The organism is Micromonospora trifolii, assembly GCF_050516465.1.
Classification (GTDB): domain Bacteria; phylum Actinomycetota; class Actinomycetes; order Mycobacteriales; family Micromonosporaceae; genus Micromonospora; species Micromonospora trifolii.
In genome coordinates this window covers 823,850-841,551 of sequence record NZ_CP191526.1, presented here as the reverse complement: position 1 = coordinate 841,551, position 17,702 = coordinate 823,850, and the positions used below count along the sequence as shown (strand labels likewise).

The window sequence follows — 17,702 nt, the reverse complement described above, 5'->3', positions numbered from 1 at the left end:
TCTAGCTCATCCTGACCTCGTGGACCACCGGGACGAGAACCACAGCCAGCATCACGCTGTGTGACGTCCCGCAGGTCTGACTGCCGTTGCGGCGAACGGCATGAGGACAGACCAGCGCGCCCGTGTCCCCTCACGTGTCCAGGGTCAACCTGACGCGTCGTAGGGCCCGTGGTCGCAATCCCTACGCCCGCCCAACCTAGGAGACGGCATGCGTCGTAACACATTGCTCATCTCGGTGATCGCCGGCCTGTTACTGGCGCTCGGACTCGCCCCACCCGCATCGGCGGCGCCGGCCTTCCGCGCCCTGCTGTTCACCAAGACCGCCGGCTACCGGCACGACTCGATCCCCGCCGGGATCGCCATGTTCCAGCAGCAGGCGGCGGCGAACAACTTCGAGCTGGTGGCGACCGAGGACTCAAGCGTCTTCACCGCCAGCAACCTGGCGACCTTCGACGTCATCATCATGTTCCAGACCTCCGGCATGGTCTGGACCTCGGCGGCCCAGCGTCAGGCGGTGGAGGGTTACCTCGCCAGCGGCAAGGGAATCGTCGGCATCCACAACGCCACCGACATGGGCATCGACACCGAGTACCCGTGGTGGGACCAGACCATCAACGGCGGCGCCCACATGCCCGAGCACTCCCCCGGCGTGCTGCCCGGCACCGCCATCGTCGCCGACAAGAAGCACCCGTCGACGGCCGGCCTGCCGGATCGGTGGAACCGCAGCGAGGAGTGGTACAACTTCGACACCAACCCGCGCGGCAAGGTGCACGTCTTGGTGACCGCCGACGAGCGCACCTACAACCCGGGATCCCGGGCGATGGGCCCGGACCACCCGATCTCCTGGTGCCGCAACACCGCCGGCGGGCGGGTGTGGGCCACCGCGATGGGCCACGCGATCGCCTCCTACAGCGAGACGAACTTCCAGAACCACGTTCTCGGTGGCGTGAAGTGGGCCGCCGGTAACGTCCCCGGTGACTGCGGCGGCACCGTCTGGGGCAACTTCGAGAAGCGCACCCTGGACGACAACACCGTCGACCCGATGGCGATGGCCGTGGCACCGGACGGGCGCGTGCTCTACGCCCAGCGTGGCGGGCAGCTGAAGATCTTCAAGCCCTCCACCAACAGCACCGTCACCGCCGGCACGCTGAGCGTCTACACCGGCGGCGAGGACGGCCTCACCGGCATGGCGCTGGACCCCAACTTCGCCACCAACGGGTACGTGTACCTGTACCACTCACCGGCGAGCAGCTCGACCGACGTCAACCGCGTCTCCCGCTACACTCTCAGTGGCGACACGCTGAACATGTCCAGCGGTGTGACGATCATCGACATCCCGGCGTACCGGGACCGGACGTTCCCGGAGCCCGGCCACACCGGCGGTTACATCGAGTTCGGTCCGGACGGCAACCTATACATCGGCACCGGCGACGACACGCCCCCGAACCTCGACCCCAACTGGCAGGGCTACGCCCCACTGGACTGGCGCTCGGGCAAGTCCAACCTGGACGCCGCCCGGACCGCGGGCAACACCAACGACCTGCGCGGCAAGCTGCTGCGCATCCGCCCCGGAGCCAGCGGCAGCTACACCATCCCGAGCGGCAACCTCTACCCCCAGGGCACGGCGCAGACCAAGCCGGAAATCTACGCGATGGGCTTCCGCAACCCGTTCCGTTTCTCGATCGACGCGGCCACCGGCTGGGTCTACCTGGCCGACTACGGGCCGGACCGCAACCCGCCCACCACCAACCGAGGCCCGGAGGGCCTGGTCGAGCTCAACGTGATCAAGACGCCCGGCAACTACGGCTGGCCGTTCTGTCACGGTGACAACCAGCCCTACGCGCCGTTCAACCCCGACACCGGCGTCGTCGGCTCGAAGTTCAACTGCTCCTCGCCGGTGAACAACTCGCCCAACAACACCGGCCTGACCAGCTTGAAGCCGGTCGTCGCGCCCAACATCTGGTACGGCTACGGCACCTCGCCGACCTTCCCGGAGCTGGGTTCCGGCGGCTCCGCGCCGATGGGCGGGCCGGTCTACCGGTACGACGCGTCAAACCCGTCCGCGACGAAGTTCCCGCCCTACTACGACGGCGTGCACTTCTTCTACGAGTGGTCGCGCAGCTACATCAAGGAGGTGCACTTCGACTCCTCCTCGGCGGTGACCCGCACCAACCCGTTCCTGCCCGGCGGTGGGTACAACAAGCCGATGGACATGGAGTTCGGTAAGGACGGCTCGCTCTACCTGCTGGAGTGGGGCACCAACTTCGGTGGTGGCAACAGCGACTCCGGGCTCTACCGGATCGACTACATCCAGGGCGGCCGGTCACCGATCGTCAAGGCCACCGGCACACCCACCAGTGGCACCGCACCGCTCACCGTCCAGTTCAGCAGCGCGGGCACGTCCGACCCGGACGGCAACACGCTGAGCTACCTGTGGACGTTCGGCGACGGCACCACCTCCACCGCGGCCAACCCGTCGAAGGTGTACACCTCCAACGGCAACTACACGGCCCAGTTGAAGGTCACCGACAGCACCGGTAAGACCGGCTTCGCCAACGTCCCGATCACCGTCGGCAACAGCGCCCCGGTGGTCACCATCACCACACCGGGCAACGGAGGCATGCTGACCTTCGGCGACAAGGTGTCGTACCAGATCACCGTGACCGATCCGGACGGCGGCACTGTCGACTGTTCGAAGGTCATCCTCAACCCGGCGCTGGGTCACGACGACCACGCTCACGAGACCACTGAGTACCCGGGCTGCTCGGGCACCATCTCCACCGACCTGCTCGGTGGGCACCCCGATGGCGCCAACCTGTTCTACGTGCTGAACGCGCGGTACACCGACAACGGCGGCTCGGGAGGCGGGTCCCCGCTCACCGGCACCGCGCAGGCGATCCTGCAACCGAAGCACAAGCAGTCCGAGTACTTCAGCAGCCAGTCGGGGGTCCGGGTCGTCGACCAGGCCGCCGCGGAGAGCACCAAGCGCATCGGTGACATCTCCACCAACGACTGGATCGCGTTCAGCCCGATGAACCTGTCGGGCATTTCGACGGTCAGCTACCGGGTGTCGTCGCCTTCCGGTGGCGGTTCGATCGAGCTGCGCGCCGGCTCGCCGACCGGCACCCTGCTGGCCACCACCACGGTGCCCAGTACGGGCGGCTGGGACAACTACCAGTCCACGACTCCGGTGAGCGTCGCCGCGCTCAGCGGGACACAGACGCTCTACATGGTGTTCAAGAACAGCAGCAACTCGTTCGATCTGGACTCGCACACCTTCGGCGGCAACGGCGTCGGAACACCCGGCACCGGCGGTGGCCTGGCGGGGAAGACCTACACGGTCACGGCACAGCACAGCAACAAGCTGATGGACGTCAGCGGTGTCTCCACCGCCGACGGCGCCCAGATCACCCAGTGGGCGTCCACCGGTGGCAACAACCAGAAGTGGCAGGCTGTCGACGCCGGCAGCGGCGCGGTCTACCTGAAGGCGGTGCACAGCGGCAAGTGCGTCGAGGTGGTCGGCAGTTCCACAGCGGCGGGTGCCTTCCTCCAGCAGGCCACCTGCAACAACGGCAACCAGCAGAAGTTCACCGCCACGGCGACGGGAACCTCCGGCGTGTACACGGTGCGCAATGTGCTGAGCGGGCTCTGCGTGGACGTCAACGGTGCCGCCACCACCGACGGCGCCCGGCTGTTGCAGTGGACCTGCCACAGCGCCGCCAACCAGCAGTGGCGGTTCACCGCAGTGTGACCCCGCGGCTGTCGCGGTGACAACTGACGTCCCGGTCGGGACCGGTATCCGAGGAACGGAGCCGGTCCCGGCCGGGACGTCGTCGTCGATCAGGCAGGCCGACCGGGCGGCGCGGCGAGCAGCCCGGCCGCCGCCAGGTCGTCCCACAACTCCTCCGGCACGACGATCCCGGACCGTCGTACCGTCTCGACCGCCTGCGCCTCGTTGCGGACGCCGACCACCGTCGACACCACGGCCGGGTGCCGGCGGACGAAGGCGAGGGCAGCCTGCGGCAGGGTCACCCCGTACGTCTCGCAGACCGTGGCGAGCCGCTGCGCCCGCTCGATCAGCGCCGCCGGGGCCTGCTGGTAGTTGTAGACGGCGTCGGCCGGCGGCCGGTCCCGCGAGAGCAGCCCCGAGTTGTAGACGCCCGCGATGACCACGCCCACCCCCCGGTTCTCGGCGGCCGGCAGCAGGTCGGCGGCCGCGCCCTGTTCGAGCAGGGTGTACCGCCCGGCGCACATCATCACGTCGACGTCGGTCTCCCGGACGAACCGCGCCAGCATCGCCGACTGGTTCATGCCGGCACCGATGGCACCCACGACGCCCTGGTCCCGCAGGTCGATCAGGGCGGGTACGGCTTCGTGCGCGGCCTGCTCCCAGTGGTCGTCCGGGTCGTGCAGGTAGACGACGTCGATCCGGTCCAGCCCGGTCCGCTCCAGGCTGGCCTCGATGGAGCGGAGCACGCCGTCGCGGCTGAAGTCCCACACCCGCCGGTGGGTCGCGGGCACATCGAACCCGTCGGAGTCCCGCAGGTGCGCGTCCTCGGGCGACGGCACCAGGAGTCGCCCGACCTTCGTCGACACCACGTACTCGTCGCGCGGCCGTTGGCGCAGCGCGGCGCCGAGACGGCGTTCGGACAGCCCGAGGCCGTAGTGCGGCGCGGTGTCGAAGTACCGGACGCCGGCCTCCCACGCGGCGTCGACCGCCGAGGCGAACTCCTCGTCCGTCGTCGTCCGGTACAGGTTGCCCCCCTGGGCCGCGCCGAAGCCCAGCTCGGTGAGCCGTAGCTGCGGGCGGCGCGGCAGTGCGCGCGCCATCATGACGGCTCCAGCCCGTAGACGCGGCGTGCCGTCCCGCCCCAGACCGACGCCCGGTCGGCCCCGTCCTGGCCCTCCAGCAGCTCTGCCAGGGTGTCGACCCACCGCTGGTACGAACTGGCGAGCAGACAGACCGGCCAGTCCGAGCCGAACATCAGTCGGTCCGGCCCGAACGCGTCGAGAGCGTCCTCGACGGCGGGTCGAAGGTCAGCCGGCGTCCAGTGCGGGAGCGGCACCTCCGTCACCAGCCCGGAGAGCTTCGCCGTGGTGTTGGGCGAGGCCGCCAGCGACAGCAGGTCCCGGCTCCACTCGGCCATCTCCGGACGGCCGAGCGCGGGCTTGCCCAGGTGGTCGAGGACGAAGCTCACCTCGGGCAGGTCGCGCGTGAGACGCGCGGCCATGGGGAGCTGGTGTTGGCGTACCAGCAGATCGAAGACGAGGCCGGCGGCGCCCACCGCCGCGATCCCCCGACGCACGTCGGGACGGTCCAGGTACGCCGGGTCGCTCTCGGACTGCACGAGGTGGCGGATGCCGACGAGGCGTTCCCCACCTCGGGCGGCCCGCAGACCGTCGAGGCGCTCCGGAACGTCGTCGGCGGTCAGGTCCACCCAGCCGACGACGCCACGGACCACTGTGTCCTCGGCCGCCACGCGCAGCAGGTCGACCGTCTCCGTGTCGGAGGCGATGGACTGCACCACCACGGTCGCGGTGATCCCGGCCGCCCGGGCCAGCGGCGCGAGATCGGCGGGTTCGAAGTCGGCGTCGATGGCCGCCATGGTCACCGGGTCGATCCACGGTTGCGGGTGCCGGGCGCGGACCCAGAGGTGGTGGTGTGCGTCGACGATCCCGGCGCGCCCGGGCTCCTGTGCCCCCGTCATCGGCCCAACCAGCCGCCGTCGACGGGCAGCACGACGCCGTTGACGTAGTCCGACGCGGTCGACGCCAGGAATACCGTGGCACCGACGAGATCGTCGGCCCGGCCCCACCGCCCGGCCGGGATCCGGCCGAGGATCGCCTGGTTGCGGTCGGGGTCGTCGCGCAGCGCCTGGGTGTTGTCGGTGGCGATGTAGCCGGGCGCGATGGCGTTGACGTTCACCCCGTGGGCCGCCCACTCGTTCGCCAGCGCCTTGGTGAGGCCGGCCACGCCCGACTTCGACGCGGCGTAACCGGGGACGGTGATGCCGCCCTGGAAACTCAACAGCGACGCGGTGAAAATGATCTTCCCTCGGCCGCGCTCGACCATCGTCCGGCCGATCTCCCGGCTGAGGATGAACTGGCTGCTGAGGTTCACCTCGATCACGTGGTCCCACATCTCGTCCGGGTGCTCCGCGGCGGGGGTCCGGGCGATCGTGCCGCCGTTGTTCACCAGGATGTCGACCGGCCCGAGGGCCACGATGTCGCGGGCCAACCGGTGCACGGCCGCCCGGTCGCCGAGGTCCGCCCGCAGCGCGGTGAACCGGCGGCCGGCGGCGTGCACCCGGCGTTCGACCTCGCTGCCCTCCGCTTCGAGCTGGGCGGAGACGCCCACGATGTCGGCGCCGGCCAGGGCCAGGGCCTCGGCCATGGCGAGGCCGATGCCGCGCCGCGCCCCGGTGACGACGGCGGTCTGGCCGGACAGGTCGAACAACGCCGTCACTGGTTACCCTCCCGCACATCGAGCAGCACCTTCATGACGCCGCCACCCTCCAGCGCCTCGAAGGCCGCGCTGGCCGCCTCGACCGGCTCGACCCGGGAGATCAGCTGCCGTGCCGGGATCGCGCCCGAGGCGACCAACCGGATCGCCTCCACCATGTCGTCGCGCTGATACAGCCGGGCACCGAGGAGTTCCAGCTCACGCCAGAAGAACCGGTGCAGGTTGACCTCGCGGGGCTGGGGATGGATCGCCACCATGACCAGCCTCCCGCGAGTGGTGAGGACGTCGACCGCCGTGGTGACGCCGGCCGGGGAGCCGGACACCTCGAAGGCGATGTCGGCGCCCGCGCCATCGGTACGGTCGTTGACGAGCGCCACGACATCGGTCGCTCGCGGGTCGACCGCCTCGATCCCGATCCCCTCGGCCACCTCGCGTCGGAACGGGTCCGGCTCGACGAGGAGCACCCGCGCGCCACGGCTCCGCGCGACGGTGGCGATGAGAACGCCGACCGGCCCACCACCGACCACGACCACCTGGTCGTCGGCGGTCACGTTCCCCCGGCGTACGTCGTGCACGGCGACCGCCACCGGCTCGACGAGCGCCGCGTGGTCGAGGGGCAACTCCTCCGGAAGCGGCAGGACCAGCTCCACCGGCACGGTCCAGGAGGACTGCATGGCACCCGGTGAGTCGATGCCGAGGAAGTTCATCGAGTGACAGACGTGGGAGTTGCCCCGCTGGCAGGCGGCGCAGCGTCCGCAGGGTCGGGTCGGCATCACGGTCACGGGCTGACCGATGTTCCAACCGGTCACGCCCTCGCCGACGGCTGCGATCCGCCCGGACATCTCGTGCCCGATGATGGCGGAGTCACCGACCCGGGCGTCCATGTCCCCGTGGTAGATGTGCAGATCCGTACCGCAGATCCCGGTGTACGCCACCTCGATCCGCACCTGGCCGCGACCCGGTGGCTCCGGGTCGCGGTTCTCGATTCCGAGGTGTCGCGCTCCCCGGTAGACGACTGCCTTCATCGTTCCTCCGTCTCGACGGTCGGTACGTCGGTCGTGCCGACCGGGCATGGCCGTGGGTGCATCGCCGTCGCGATGCACCCACGCCTTCCCTGTTCTGGTGATCAGCTCAGTGCCGTACGGTCGGCGACACCTCGTTACGGGAGTTCAGCGGCACGACAGGCACCTGGCGGGTGGGGATCACCCCGTCCACCCCGGCCAGCAGCCGTCGTCCGGCCCGCTCCGGCCGGACGTTGGGGCTGTCGGCCGTCTGCGCCTGCGGGCGGCGGTTGACCGCCCGGATCCGCTCCTCGTCCACCCGGACCCCCAGCCCGGGTGAGTCGCCGAGGATGAAGGCGCCATCCTCGACGTGCAGGTCGATGGAGACACCAACCGGCGCGTGCAGGTCCTGCAACTCGCTCGTCAGGTGGTTCGGCACCGAGGTCGCGGCGTGCAGCAGCCCGACCGGGCTGTTGCCGATCGGGCTGACCGGCAGGTCATGGGCGTGGGCCAGGGCGGACGCCCGCAGGAAGTGAGTGACCCCCCAGACGGCCGCCATCTGGACGATGTCGACCGCGCCGGCGGCGATCAGCGGACGGTACTGTTCGAGCCCGGTGAGATTCTCACCGGTGGCTACCGACGCGGACACGCCTCGGCTGACCGCGGCGAGACCCTCGGCGTCCCAGCGCCGCACCGGCTCCTCGATCCAGATGAGGTCCAGTGTGCGTTCCAGTTCGCAGACATGCCGGACCGCCTGCTTACGGGTCCACGCCTCGTTGACGTCGAGCATCAGGCCCGGCCGCCGACCGTGCCCGGCCTCGGTCAGAACCTCCTTGACCAGGCTCAGACGGTGCCGATCACGCTCGATGTCGAGGCCGCCCTTGAGCTTGGCCGCTCGCAGGCCGTGGCTCGCGTAGACCTCGTACTCGGCGACCAGCTCGTCGTCGGTGAGCCCGATGTCCAGCCCGGACGCGTAGGCGGTGACCCGTCGGTCCCGTCCACCCAGCAGGCGCCACAGCGGTTCGCCGGCGGCCTGCGCCTTGATGTCCCACAGTGCGGTGTCCAGAGCACCGATGGTGCCGAACACCGGCCCGGCGTGGCCCGCCTTGAAGGTGTGCCGCAACATGCGGTCGTACAGGGACGTCACGGCCCGGGGGTCTTCGCCCTCGATGGCTGGGAAGATCCGCTCGATCTCGACGTGCGGCCCGAGGCCGACTCCTGAAATGCCCTCGTCGGTGTCGACCATGACGATCGAGACCGGGACCACCCCGTCGGCGAACACCCCGTTGGCGTCGCCGACGGGTCGCCCCCATTCCTGGACCGTGGTGAGCGTCCGATATCCCGTGATCCGCATGTCAACCCTTCGTGGAACCGGCGGCCACGCCGTCGGCAATTTGGCGCTGGAGGAACAGGTAGACCAACAGGACGGGTATCGCGGCGATCAGCACCCCGGAGGCGAACGTGGGGATGTTGTCGGAGTACTGCCCGCGCAACGAGGTCACCCCGATCATGAGCGTCCGGTGATCGGCCGAGGGCATCATCACCAGCGCCATGAGGACGTCGTTCCAGCAGAACAGGGCGTTGAGGATGCCGACCGACAGCAGCGCCGGGGTGCCCAGCGGCAGCATGATCCGGCGGTACACGCCGTACACCGTGCTGCCGTCGATCCGCGCGGCGTCGACGATCTCCGGCGGAATGCCCTTGTAGTAACTCGTCATGAGGAAGACCGTGAAGGGCAGGAACTGGGCCACGTAGACCAGGATCAGACCCGGGTACGTGTCGATGAGCGCGGTGTCGGCCATGATCCGAGCGAGCGGCACCATGATCACCTGGAACGGGATGAAGAGCCCCGCGAGGCAACCCAGGAAGAGCGCCGACGAGCCGCGGAACCGCAGTTGGCTCAGGGCGAAGCCGGCCATCGACCCGAACAGCAGCAGCAGGAGCACCGACACCGTCACCACGAACAGCGAGTTGACGAAGTAGCGGCCCATGCCGACGCTGTTCCACGCCGCGCTGATGTTCTCCCAGCGCAGGGCATCGGTCAGGCCGAACCGGTCGAGGATGTAGTCACGCCGGGTCTTCATCGCGACGTTGGCGGTGAACAGCAGGGGGTAGATCGTCGCCAGGGCGAGCAGCGACATGGGGATGGCGATCAGCCACCGTCCCAGGCGGAGGCGGGACATCAGTCCTCCTTTCCGGATCGTTCGAGCAGCTTGATCTGCAACAGCCCCACCACGAGCATGATCATGAAGAGGATCGTCGACGCTGCCGACGCGAGAGCCGGACGGTTCATCTGGCCCTGCTGCTTCCAGATGTAGAACTCCGGCAGGTACGTCGACCCTTCTGGCCCGCCGCTGGTCATGATGTAGAGGAGGCCGAACATCGAGGTCAGCATCCCGATCATCGTGGTCACGAAGACGAACTGGATGGTGCGCGAGAGGGCCGGGATGATCACGTGCCAAACGACCTGGCCGAGCGTCGCCCCGTCCACCCGTGCGGCGTCCAGGAGCGCGGCGTCCAGCGTGGCGAAGCCGGCGAGGAACACCACCAGGGCCATCCCGAAGGTGGCCCAGATATGCACACCCACCACCATGAACATCGCGATGCCCGGGTCCCCGAGCCAGTCCACCGGACCGACACCGAACGACCCGAGCACGGCGTTGAGCGGGCCGTCGAAGGCGAGCAGCAGGTTGAAGATCGCACCGACGATGACCGGCGACAGCACCGCCGGGAAGAAGTAGACGCTGCGGTAGAAGCGGTGGCCCGGCACCCGAAGGTAGATGAACGTCGCGAGCAGACCGGGGATCGCCACCGCCACCGGCAGCAGGAGCACTAGCAGTCCGACGTTTTTCAGCGCGGTCTGGAACAACGGGTCGGCGAAGAGCTCGCGATAGTTGCCGAACCCGACAGCCGTCCCGTTCTGCTCACCGTCGCCGGTGAAGGAGAAGTTGACGCCGAGGAGCAGCGGGTAGAGCCGCAGCAGCACGATGATCAGGACGGCCGGGAGGACCAGGATGTAGGGGGCGTAGCGCTCGGCCCTCAGGCCACCACGGGTGCGACGGGGTCGTGCGCCACTTCGATGCGCGGCAGGGGTGACCGCCGCCGCCCCGCCGGTCCGTCCGGCCGAAGCCGGACGGACCGACGGTTGCGTGTTTCCCATCGGCACGAGGTCAGCCCGCCTGGTCGGAAGCGGCCAACTGCTTCACCACCTCGTCGACGGTGATCGAACCGCTGAGCAGCTGCTGGGAGAGGCGCCCCATCAGGTCCAGCGTCTTCGAGGAGAGCGCCACGTGCAGAGCGGGCTTGCCGGTCTTCAGCTCGCCGACGATCGTGGCGACGGCCGGCCCGGCCTGCGACACGTCGATGGTGGTGTCGGCGGCGATCGCGCCGGCGTCGGCGTAGAAGGCCTTCAACGCGTCGGCCGAGCTCAGGGAGCGCACCAGGTCGGCGGCAACCTTCGGGTCCTTCGTCCACTTGGCGACCGCGTAGCCGATGCCACCGTCGTACGGGAGGCTCGGGGTGGTGCCGGCGGTGACGACCGGGGCCTTCATGACGCCGAGCTTCTCCGGGGTCAGGAACTCGTTGAAGTCCTGCCAGTGCCCCACGTCCGACATGAGACCCATGACGTGCGCGGCCTTGCCGGACTGGAAGAGGGCGAAGGAGTCGTTGAACATGGCGGTCGAGTTGGCCCCGTCGCTGTTCATCTTCTTGTCGCCGGTCTCCTTCCAGAGTTGGAAGAGCCGCTTGACGTTTGCCGAGTTCCAGTCGCGCTTGCCGGCGATCCAGGCGTCGTACTCCGCGGCGGTGAGGGTGGTCGAGCCCATGCTGGAAAGCCAGAACTGGATGCCGACACCCTCCTTGTTGCCGAGGGCGAAGCACTTGGAGCCGGCCTTGGCGACGGCGGCGCAGTCGGCGACGAACTTGTCCCACGTGGTGGCCGGGCTCGCCGGGTCGAGGTTCGCCTTCTGGTAGATCGCCTTGTTGTAGTAGATGGGGTAACCCTGGAGCGTCACCGGGGCGGCGTAGGTCTTGCCGTCCTTGCCGAACGCCTCCCAGCCGGCCAACCGCTGCTTGTCCTCGGCCACGTAGTCGTCGAGCGGCACCAGCGCGTCCACCCGGTCGCGGATCTGGCCGCCACCGTTGAACAGCATGACGTCCGGGCCCTTGCCGGACTGGATCGCCGCACCGAGCAGGGTGTAGTACTGGTCGAAGGGCTGCGCGACGAACTCGACCTCGACGTCGGCGTGCTTCTTCTTGAAGTCGGCCTTGGCCTTCTCCAGATAGGATTTGGCGAACGGCTCGCCGGACTTCCAGTCCCACACGACCAACTTGCCGTCCGAGCTGGTTGACTTGCCCGAATCGCTAGCACTTCCACAACCGGCCAGGGCCAGGCCCACAACGAGGACGGCCGACCATATTGCGCGCTGTCTCATCGATTGTCACCTCTATATGGGGGGTGGCCGGCGGGTGTCCCGCGAGCCAAATGTTGACCGGAAGGTAACTCGTATGACGTGTGACGTCAACAGTCGGCCGTACACTGACCCAGACGTCGTGCCACGGCGAGCCATTCGGAGGGGGACATGACGCCACCGCAGGAGACAGCCCTGAACAGCCCGGCGACCCCGGCGTGGGTGCGTCGGCCGACCAACCTCGCCAGGGCGGTCACCGCCGAACTGGTGGAGCGCATCGTCCGCGGCGTACACCCGTCCGGGACATCTCTGCCCCCCGAGCCGATCCTCTGCGAGACCTTCGGCGTGAGCCGGACCGTCGTCCGGGAAGCAGTGAAGATCCTTCAGGAGAAGGGGCTGGTGCAGGTCCGCCAGGGCGCCGGCACCATGGTCACCCCACCGTCACACTGGGACATGCTCGACGAACTCGTCCTCGCGGCCACCATCGCTGTGGACGACAGTCTCGCCATCCTCGACGACCTGGTCGTCACCCGGCGGGTGCTGGAGTCCGACATGGCGAACGTCGCCGCCCGCCTCGCCGACAGCGAGACCGTCGAGCGACTGCGGGCCATGGTGGACCGGATGGACGAACTCGTCGACGACCACGTCACCTACCACGACCACGACCGGGCCTTCCACGACACGATCATGCAGGCATCCGGGAACCGCATCGCTCGTGGCGTCGTCCGCGCGCTGGAGAGCCAGGTCATCAACACCGCCCGGTACATGGGCCGGACCGAACGCGCGTTGTGCGTGGCGTCCAACCAGGGTCACCGACGCATCTACGAACGCATCGCGGCCCACGACCCCAACGGCGCCGCCGAGGCGATGTTCACCCACATCACCGAGGCCTGGCTGGTCCGTCGCAGTGGCTCGGGGAGCCCGGTCCGCCTCGAACGCTGACCGTCACGGGTAACAGACGGCGCCCGCCCCCAGGTACGGGAGCAGGCGCCGCCAGCTGTGGCCGACAGGTGTCACGAGAACTGGGCGAAGAACCTCCAGATCTCACCCTTGGTCCAGGTGGTGATGCCGCTCTCGGCATAGGTGCCGTCCACCGGGCCGGGCATGTGGCCGTTGTCGTACGCGGCCCACTGCACCGGGTATCCGGCCCGGCAACCCGAGTAGGCGGTCGTGATGTGGGTGCGACTGCCGCCGGCCGGCTCGCGCGGGCTCTGGGCAGTGCAACCGTTGTTGCGGACGAAGGTGTCCCGCAGCGCCCTGCCCTGGGAGATGTTCAGGACGTTGTCCGAGATGCCGTGCAGCCCGAAGTAGGCGATCGGCTGCGTACCGCCGCTGCACCCGCTGATCTGCGCGCCGGAGATGACCGCGACGGCCCGGAAGACGTTGGCCCGCGCGCACGCGACGGCGTAGCTCATGCCGCCACCCCAGCTGAAGCCGAGCGCGAACCGCTGCCTCGGGTTGACGCAGAGGCTGCTCTCGATCCGGCTGATCATGTCGTCGACGAAGGTGATGTCCTCACCGCCGGAGTTGCCCCAGCCGTTGCCGAATCCCTGGGGCGCGACCAGGATCGCGCTGTTGTTCGACTGCTCCTGCTGCCCGTAGTAGGACCACGCGGTCCCGCTGGTGCCGCCGGAGGAGATCTCCTGCATGGTGCCGCCGCGCCAGTGGAAGGCGAAGATCAGCCGGTACGGGTTGCTGTTGTTGTAGTTGGCGGGCACCCGCAGGATGAAGGTCCGGCTCTTGCCGTTGCTCTGGATCGTGTGCGTGCCGCTGGCCAGCGTCGGCGCCTTGCCGCACCCGCTACCACCCGACGGCGGCGGGTCGCCGCCGCCCACCTGGACGAGCTGCCACTGCTGGTTGGTGCCGCCCCAGTCGGCGTACTGCACGACGTTTCCACCGTCGGCCGTGGACGCGCCCTGCACCTCCACGGCCTTGTTGCTGTTGCGGTTGATCAGCCGAACGTAACCACCGTCCGAGTCGGCCAACCGGAACTGCTGGTTCGTCCCGTTCAGATCGCCCCACTGCACGATCGCACCACCGTCAGCGGTGGAGAAACCACTCACGTCGAGCACCTTGCCCGAGTGCCGCGACTTGACCCGGTAATAGCCACCCCCGGAATCCACGAACTGCCACTGCTGATTGACGCCGTTGTTACGCGTCCACTGGCTGATCCGCGCCCCGTCATTGGTGGCCGAGGCATACAGGTCCAACGCCTTACCACTGTTCCGGTTCACCAACACATACGAGGCGTTGGTGTCCACTGTCGCTGCCGCCGCTGGCGCCGCGTTGACCGCGACGAGTGTGCTGGCTGCCATGGCCGCGGCCGCCGCCGCGGCCAACCCTGACCGCCAGCGTCTCTGTCGAGAGGCGGGACGAGCCTCACCGAGGGCTTTCATGGTCCACTCCTTCGATCGGGGTCACCCGCGAGCAGAACGCCCGCGCGTGCCCTGGCGTGCGTGCCGGCGTCTGGTGGTGGCGTCAGCACGTCTGGGGGATGTTGTGCGGGCAGCCCGCGGCCAACGGCGTCCGTCGATGGCGATGCCACGATCCGGGCTTCGTGGCAGGCCCGCGCCAAACCCGCGCGGTGCGACGTCCTGGCTCCCGGTGACCGGGTGGCCCGCAGGGTGAAATTAGCGGTCAAGACGTCATACGTCAAACGATTGATATCGATCCGCGCGATCGCGGCCAGCGGCATCCTGACGGCCATGGCGGCCCGCCCCGAAGAGGGCGGGCCGCCACTCGTCACACCTCGCCGGGGCGGGCGCCGGCCGGATCCCGAGCGGCCGGCAACTCCCGCTCCCCCAGGCGATGGCGGCGGTCGTCAGCCGATTCGGACCATTTGCCACTGCTGGTTGTTGCCGCCCCAGTCGGCGTACTGGACGATGTTTCCACCGTCGGCGGTGGATGCGCCCTGCACCTCCACGGCCTTGTTGCTGTTGCGGTTGATCAGACGCACGTAGCCGTCAGCCGAGTTTGCGAGTCGGAACTGCTGGTTCGTGCCGTTGAGATCGGCCCACTGCACGATCGCCCCGCCGTCGGCGGTGGAGAAGCCGCTGACGTCGAGCACCTTGCTGGAGTTGCGGGCCTTCACCCGGTAGTAGCCACTCCCCGAGTCGACGAACTGCCACTGCTGGTTGACGCCGTTGTTGCGCGTCCACTGGCTGATTCGCGCCCCGTCGTTGGTGGCCGAGGCGTAGACGTCCAGCGCCTTGCCGCTGTTCCGGTTCACCAACACGTACCAGGCGCTGGTGTCCACCCCGGAGCCCGGCGGGGGCGTGGTGGGCGGGGTCGAGCCACCGTTCAGGGCGTCCAGGACGGCGGTGTACGCGGCCTTCTTGTTGCCGTTGCAGTCGAACAGCAGAGCGTTGTCGGACCCACGCCACGAGTCGCAGTCCCGCACACCCCAGGTGGTGATGCCGGTGCAGCGCGAGACGGCCAGGCAGGCGCGGGTGACGGCGCCGAAGATGTTGGCCTGGTTGCCACCGGTCATCACGTCCAGCTCGGTGATCTGCACATCCACACCAAGGTCGGCGAACCGCTGAAGGTTGGCCTGGTAGTCACCGGCCAGCGAGGTGCCCAGGTGCGACTGGAAACCCACGCAGTCGATCGGCACGCCACGGGACCTGAAGTCCCGCACCATGTTGTAGATCCCCGTCGACTTCGCGTTGATCCCGTCGGTGTTGTAGTCGTTGTAACACAACTTCGCACCCGGATCCGCGGCCCGCGCCGCCCGGAACGCCGCCTCGATCCAGTCGTTACCGGTGCGCTGCAGGTTCGAGTCGCGACGCCCACCGCTACCACCGTCGGCGAACGCCTCGTTCACCACATCCCACGAGTGAATCTTCCCCCGGTAGTACGTGGCGACCTGGGTGACGTGGTTGATGGCCGCGTTACGCAGCGCGCTGCCGGACATGCCCTGCGCCCAGCCGGGCTGCTGCTGGTGCCACAGCAACGCATGGCCCCGCACGCTCATACCGTTGGCCTGGGCGTGACTGACCAGACGATCACCACCGGTATAGCTGAACCGACCCTGCTGCGGCTCGGTGGCGTCCCACTTCATCTCGTTCTCGGCCACGACACTGTTGAACTCACGGTTCAGAATCGTCGTGTAGGCGCTGGTGGACAGCTTGCCCGTCGCGACGGCCGCGCCGAAGTAACGGCCCTTCTCGGCCGCGGCCGCCTTCAGGGTCGTGCCGGCACCGGATGCGGGAGTCAGCGCCACCGTCATACCGGTGGTGAGGGCGACGGCGATGGTCGCCGCCGCCAGCATCGTTCTCATGGGTTTCATGGCGTTCCTTTTCAGTGGTTGCATCGGTGGTGGTGATGTGCCACTTCGCTCGGGGCGACTGATCGGGGCGGTCATCCTGGCCGCCCGGCATCAGCACGCACAGTCCGAGAGGGCTGTCGCCGGCAACTGCCGGGTCCCGAGTGACGTCCGCATGCCCTTGCGAACGTCGCGATCGGAGGTACGACCCGTGCGGCTCGCCCGGTGAGCCACGGGAACGATCGTCCTCTATATCGAGAGTGAGCGATAACATGCCGTTCGTCAAGACGTAACGGGCCGTTCACGCCGATCTCCCGGAACGCCACGTTTAGCCCGGTACCAAAGGCCCAGGGCAACTGTGCTCAGCCGCCGCGCGATCAGCGGACGAGTCGTACCACCGCGCCGCTCGGAGCACGCCGGACGGCAACCCTGTTATCGCTCACAGTCGCCGGCCGCGACTATTCGCGGTTCACGAGCACCTGGTGGCCGAGCTACTCGGAGACGGCTGCGCCGGCGCGTATTCCGGCGACCAGGTCGGCGGTGGTATGGGCCTCGATGCCGGGCTGCGGAGCGTCTGCGAACCGCTCGACGACCGCCCGGACGTGTCGCTCGGCGGGTGCCGCGAGGCCGTCGTAGACGGCCGCGAACAACTCCCGCGCCGGCTGCCTGAGCCAGTCCCGTGGCAGGAGTTCCACCGGCAACTGCGGATCGAGGACGGGGAAACGCCGGAAGGTGTCCATGACCTCGGTACGGGCCCGCACCGCGGCGGCGCCGTCGACCTGCCCGGACAGCACCCCGGGCAACAGTGGCGTCCACCGCCGGAGGAACGCGTCGTAGCTCCGGCTGATCGCCTCGATGTCCCAGGCTTCGATCGGTGCACGGTGAATGGTCGAGGCGAGCGCGGTCTGCCGCCCGCGAAACACCGTCACGGCACCGAGGGTGAGCCGGTCGAGCTGAGCCCGAGCCGCAGGAGTCAGCTCCTGCGGCGAGATCCACAACCCGTCGTACAGCGGTGCGTAACCGAGCCACCGGAGTTGTGCCCGCAGGGCCCGACGCTGCGTACTGCGATCCTGCGGCAGCGAGAAGGCGACGATCGTCCAGCACCCGTCCCACCGCGCCGTCGAGGTGGTGGAGGCGAGGATCCAGTGCCCTCCGGCGGAGAGGTTGGCGGCGGCGGCGCGACTGAGCCGGTAGGAACTGCGCCGCCCCAGCCGGCTGCCCTCCAGGACACCACGGCGCGCCAACCGGCTGATCGCGGTCCGCGCGCCGGCCGTCGTCACGCCGGTCTCCCCGAGCAACGCGACGATGGCGGCGGACGGGAGGGCGACCCGGGTCCGCAGCGTGTAGTCCGCCAACAGGGTCACCGCGACACCCTGGGGCGAGTTGCCGACCTGCCTGCGGGGCAGCCGGAGTGGGTGGTCTCCGTCGTCCGGATAGATCTCGTCGATGTCGAAGAGGCTTGCCACAGACGCTCCGTGCTCCTCGGGGACGGTATGACGACTGTAGACGGACCTCCTCGACGCAAATAGAGAACCCTCGATTGACACTTGTTGGCCCGAGGGGAA

General features: G+C 68.7%; 13 protein-coding genes. 2 read left to right on the top strand and 11 right to left on the bottom strand.

Going from position 1 to position 17,702, the window contains the following annotated elements:
• The first annotated feature begins 208 nt into the window (after positions 1-208).
• Positions 209-3,751 (top strand): ThuA domain-containing protein, encoded by a 3,543-nt coding sequence (locus ACQRWP_RS03910; RefSeq protein WP_430500833.1) that lies wholly within the window; start codon positions 209-211, stop codon positions 3,749-3,751.
• Positions 3,752-3,840: 89 nt separating this feature from the next.
• Here the strand turns inward: ACQRWP_RS03910 and ACQRWP_RS03905 are convergent, their stop codons facing one another.
• From ACQRWP_RS03905 to ACQRWP_RS03870, 8 genes are all read right to left on the bottom strand, one after another.
• Positions 3,841-4,833: an aldo/keto reductase gene (locus ACQRWP_RS03905; protein ID WP_430500832.1), complete on the bottom strand. Its 993-nt coding sequence runs from the start codon at positions 4,831-4,833 to the stop codon at positions 3,841-3,843.
• A complete protein-coding gene (locus ACQRWP_RS03900; RefSeq protein WP_430500831.1) occupies positions 4,830-5,708 on the bottom strand; it encodes an amidohydrolase family protein in 879 nt (292 codons plus the stop codon). The genes ACQRWP_RS03905 and ACQRWP_RS03900 overlap by 4 nt, the downstream gene beginning before the upstream one ends.
• A complete protein-coding gene (locus ACQRWP_RS03895) occupies positions 5,705-6,466 on the bottom strand; it encodes an SDR family NAD(P)-dependent oxidoreductase (RefSeq protein WP_430500830.1) in 762 nt (253 codons plus the stop codon). The genes ACQRWP_RS03900 and ACQRWP_RS03895 overlap by 4 nt, the downstream gene beginning before the upstream one ends.
• The gene (locus ACQRWP_RS03890) at positions 6,463-7,488 is read right to left on the bottom strand and encodes a zinc-dependent alcohol dehydrogenase (RefSeq protein WP_430500829.1); all 1,026 of its coding nucleotides are present in this window, start codon (positions 7,486-7,488) and stop codon (positions 6,463-6,465) included. The genes ACQRWP_RS03895 and ACQRWP_RS03890 overlap by 4 nt, the downstream gene beginning before the upstream one ends.
• 106 nt (positions 7,489-7,594) lie before the next feature.
• On the bottom strand, positions 7,595-8,818 hold the full coding sequence (locus tag ACQRWP_RS03885; RefSeq protein WP_430500828.1) for a mandelate racemase/muconate lactonizing enzyme family protein: 1,224 nt from the start codon (positions 8,816-8,818) through the stop codon (positions 7,595-7,597).
• A 1-nt stretch (position 8,819) separates the two neighbouring features.
• Entirely contained in the window at positions 8,820-9,647 is an 828-nt protein-coding gene (locus ACQRWP_RS03880; RefSeq protein ID WP_430500827.1) for a carbohydrate ABC transporter permease, read from the bottom strand.
• Positions 9,647-10,624, bottom strand: coding sequence for a carbohydrate ABC transporter permease (locus ACQRWP_RS03875; protein ID WP_430500826.1), 978 nt, complete (start codon positions 10,622-10,624; stop codon positions 9,647-9,649). The genes ACQRWP_RS03880 and ACQRWP_RS03875 overlap by 1 nt, the downstream gene beginning before the upstream one ends.
• Positions 10,625-10,634: 10 nt before the next feature.
• Positions 10,635-11,897: an ABC transporter substrate-binding protein gene (locus tag ACQRWP_RS03870; RefSeq protein ID WP_430500825.1), complete on the bottom strand. Its 1,263-nt coding sequence runs from the start codon at positions 11,895-11,897 to the stop codon at positions 10,635-10,637.
• Between the two features lie 147 nt (positions 11,898-12,044).
• Between ACQRWP_RS03870 and ACQRWP_RS03865 the strand changes: the two genes are divergently transcribed.
• A complete protein-coding gene (locus ACQRWP_RS03865) occupies positions 12,045-12,815 on the top strand; it encodes a FadR/GntR family transcriptional regulator (protein ID WP_430500824.1) in 771 nt (256 codons plus the stop codon).
• Between the two features lie 71 nt (positions 12,816-12,886).
• On the opposite strand, the gene ACQRWP_RS03860 is transcribed toward ACQRWP_RS03865, so the two are convergent.
• The 3 genes from ACQRWP_RS03860 to ACQRWP_RS03850 all read right to left on the bottom strand — a co-directional run bounded on the left by ACQRWP_RS03860 (position 12,887) and on the right by ACQRWP_RS03850 (position 17,603).
• The gene (locus ACQRWP_RS03860) at positions 12,887-14,269 is read right to left on the bottom strand and encodes an RICIN domain-containing protein (RefSeq protein WP_430500823.1); all 1,383 of its coding nucleotides are present in this window, start codon (positions 14,267-14,269) and stop codon (positions 12,887-12,889) included.
• Between the two features lie 425 nt (positions 14,270-14,694).
• Complete coding sequence (locus ACQRWP_RS03855) at positions 14,695-16,161, bottom strand: endo-1,4-beta-xylanase (RefSeq protein ID WP_430500822.1); 1,467 nt, start codon at positions 16,159-16,161, stop codon at positions 14,695-14,697.
• 467 nt (positions 16,162-16,628) lie between these two features.
• On the bottom strand, positions 16,629-17,603 hold the full coding sequence (locus ACQRWP_RS03850; RefSeq protein ID WP_430500821.1) for a PaaX family transcriptional regulator: 975 nt from the start codon (positions 17,601-17,603) through the stop codon (positions 16,629-16,631).
• Between the last annotated feature and the right edge of the window lie 99 nt (positions 17,604-17,702).

Bases quoted from the DNA above. Each gene is read 5' to 3' on its own strand.
- ACQRWP_RS03900 (WP_430500831.1), bottom strand. From the start codon at position 5,708: ATGACGGGGGCACAGGAGCCCGGGCGCGCCGGGATCGTCGACGCACAC.
- ACQRWP_RS03885 (WP_430500828.1), bottom strand. From the start codon at position 8,818: ATGCGGATCACGGGATATCGGACGCTCACCACGGTCCAGGAATGGGGG.
- ACQRWP_RS03875 (WP_430500826.1), bottom strand. From the start codon at position 10,624: ATGGGAAACACGCAACCGTCGGTCCGTCCGGCTTCGGCCGGACGGACC.
- ACQRWP_RS03860 (WP_430500823.1), bottom strand. From the start codon at position 14,269: ATGAAAGCCCTCGGTGAGGCTCGTCCCGCCTCTCGACAGAGACGCTGG.
- ACQRWP_RS03870 (WP_430500825.1), bottom strand. From the start codon at position 11,897: ATGAGACAGCGCGCAATATGGTCGGCCGTCCTCGTTGTGGGCCTGGCC.
- ACQRWP_RS03905 (WP_430500832.1), bottom strand. From the start codon at position 4,833: ATGATGGCGCGCGCACTGCCGCGCCGCCCGCAGCTACGGCTCACCGAG.
- ACQRWP_RS03910 (WP_430500833.1), top strand. From the start codon at position 209: ATGCGTCGTAACACATTGCTCATCTCGGTGATCGCCGGCCTGTTACTG.
- ACQRWP_RS03855 (WP_430500822.1), bottom strand. From the start codon at position 16,161: ATGAAACCCATGAGAACGATGCTGGCGGCGGCGACCATCGCCGTCGCC.
- ACQRWP_RS03865 (WP_430500824.1), top strand. From the start codon at position 12,045: ATGACGCCACCGCAGGAGACAGCCCTGAACAGCCCGGCGACCCCGGCG.
- ACQRWP_RS03880 (WP_430500827.1), bottom strand. From the start codon at position 9,647: ATGTCCCGCCTCCGCCTGGGACGGTGGCTGATCGCCATCCCCATGTCG.
- ACQRWP_RS03890 (WP_430500829.1), bottom strand. From the start codon at position 7,488: ATGAAGGCAGTCGTCTACCGGGGAGCGCGACACCTCGGAATCGAGAAC.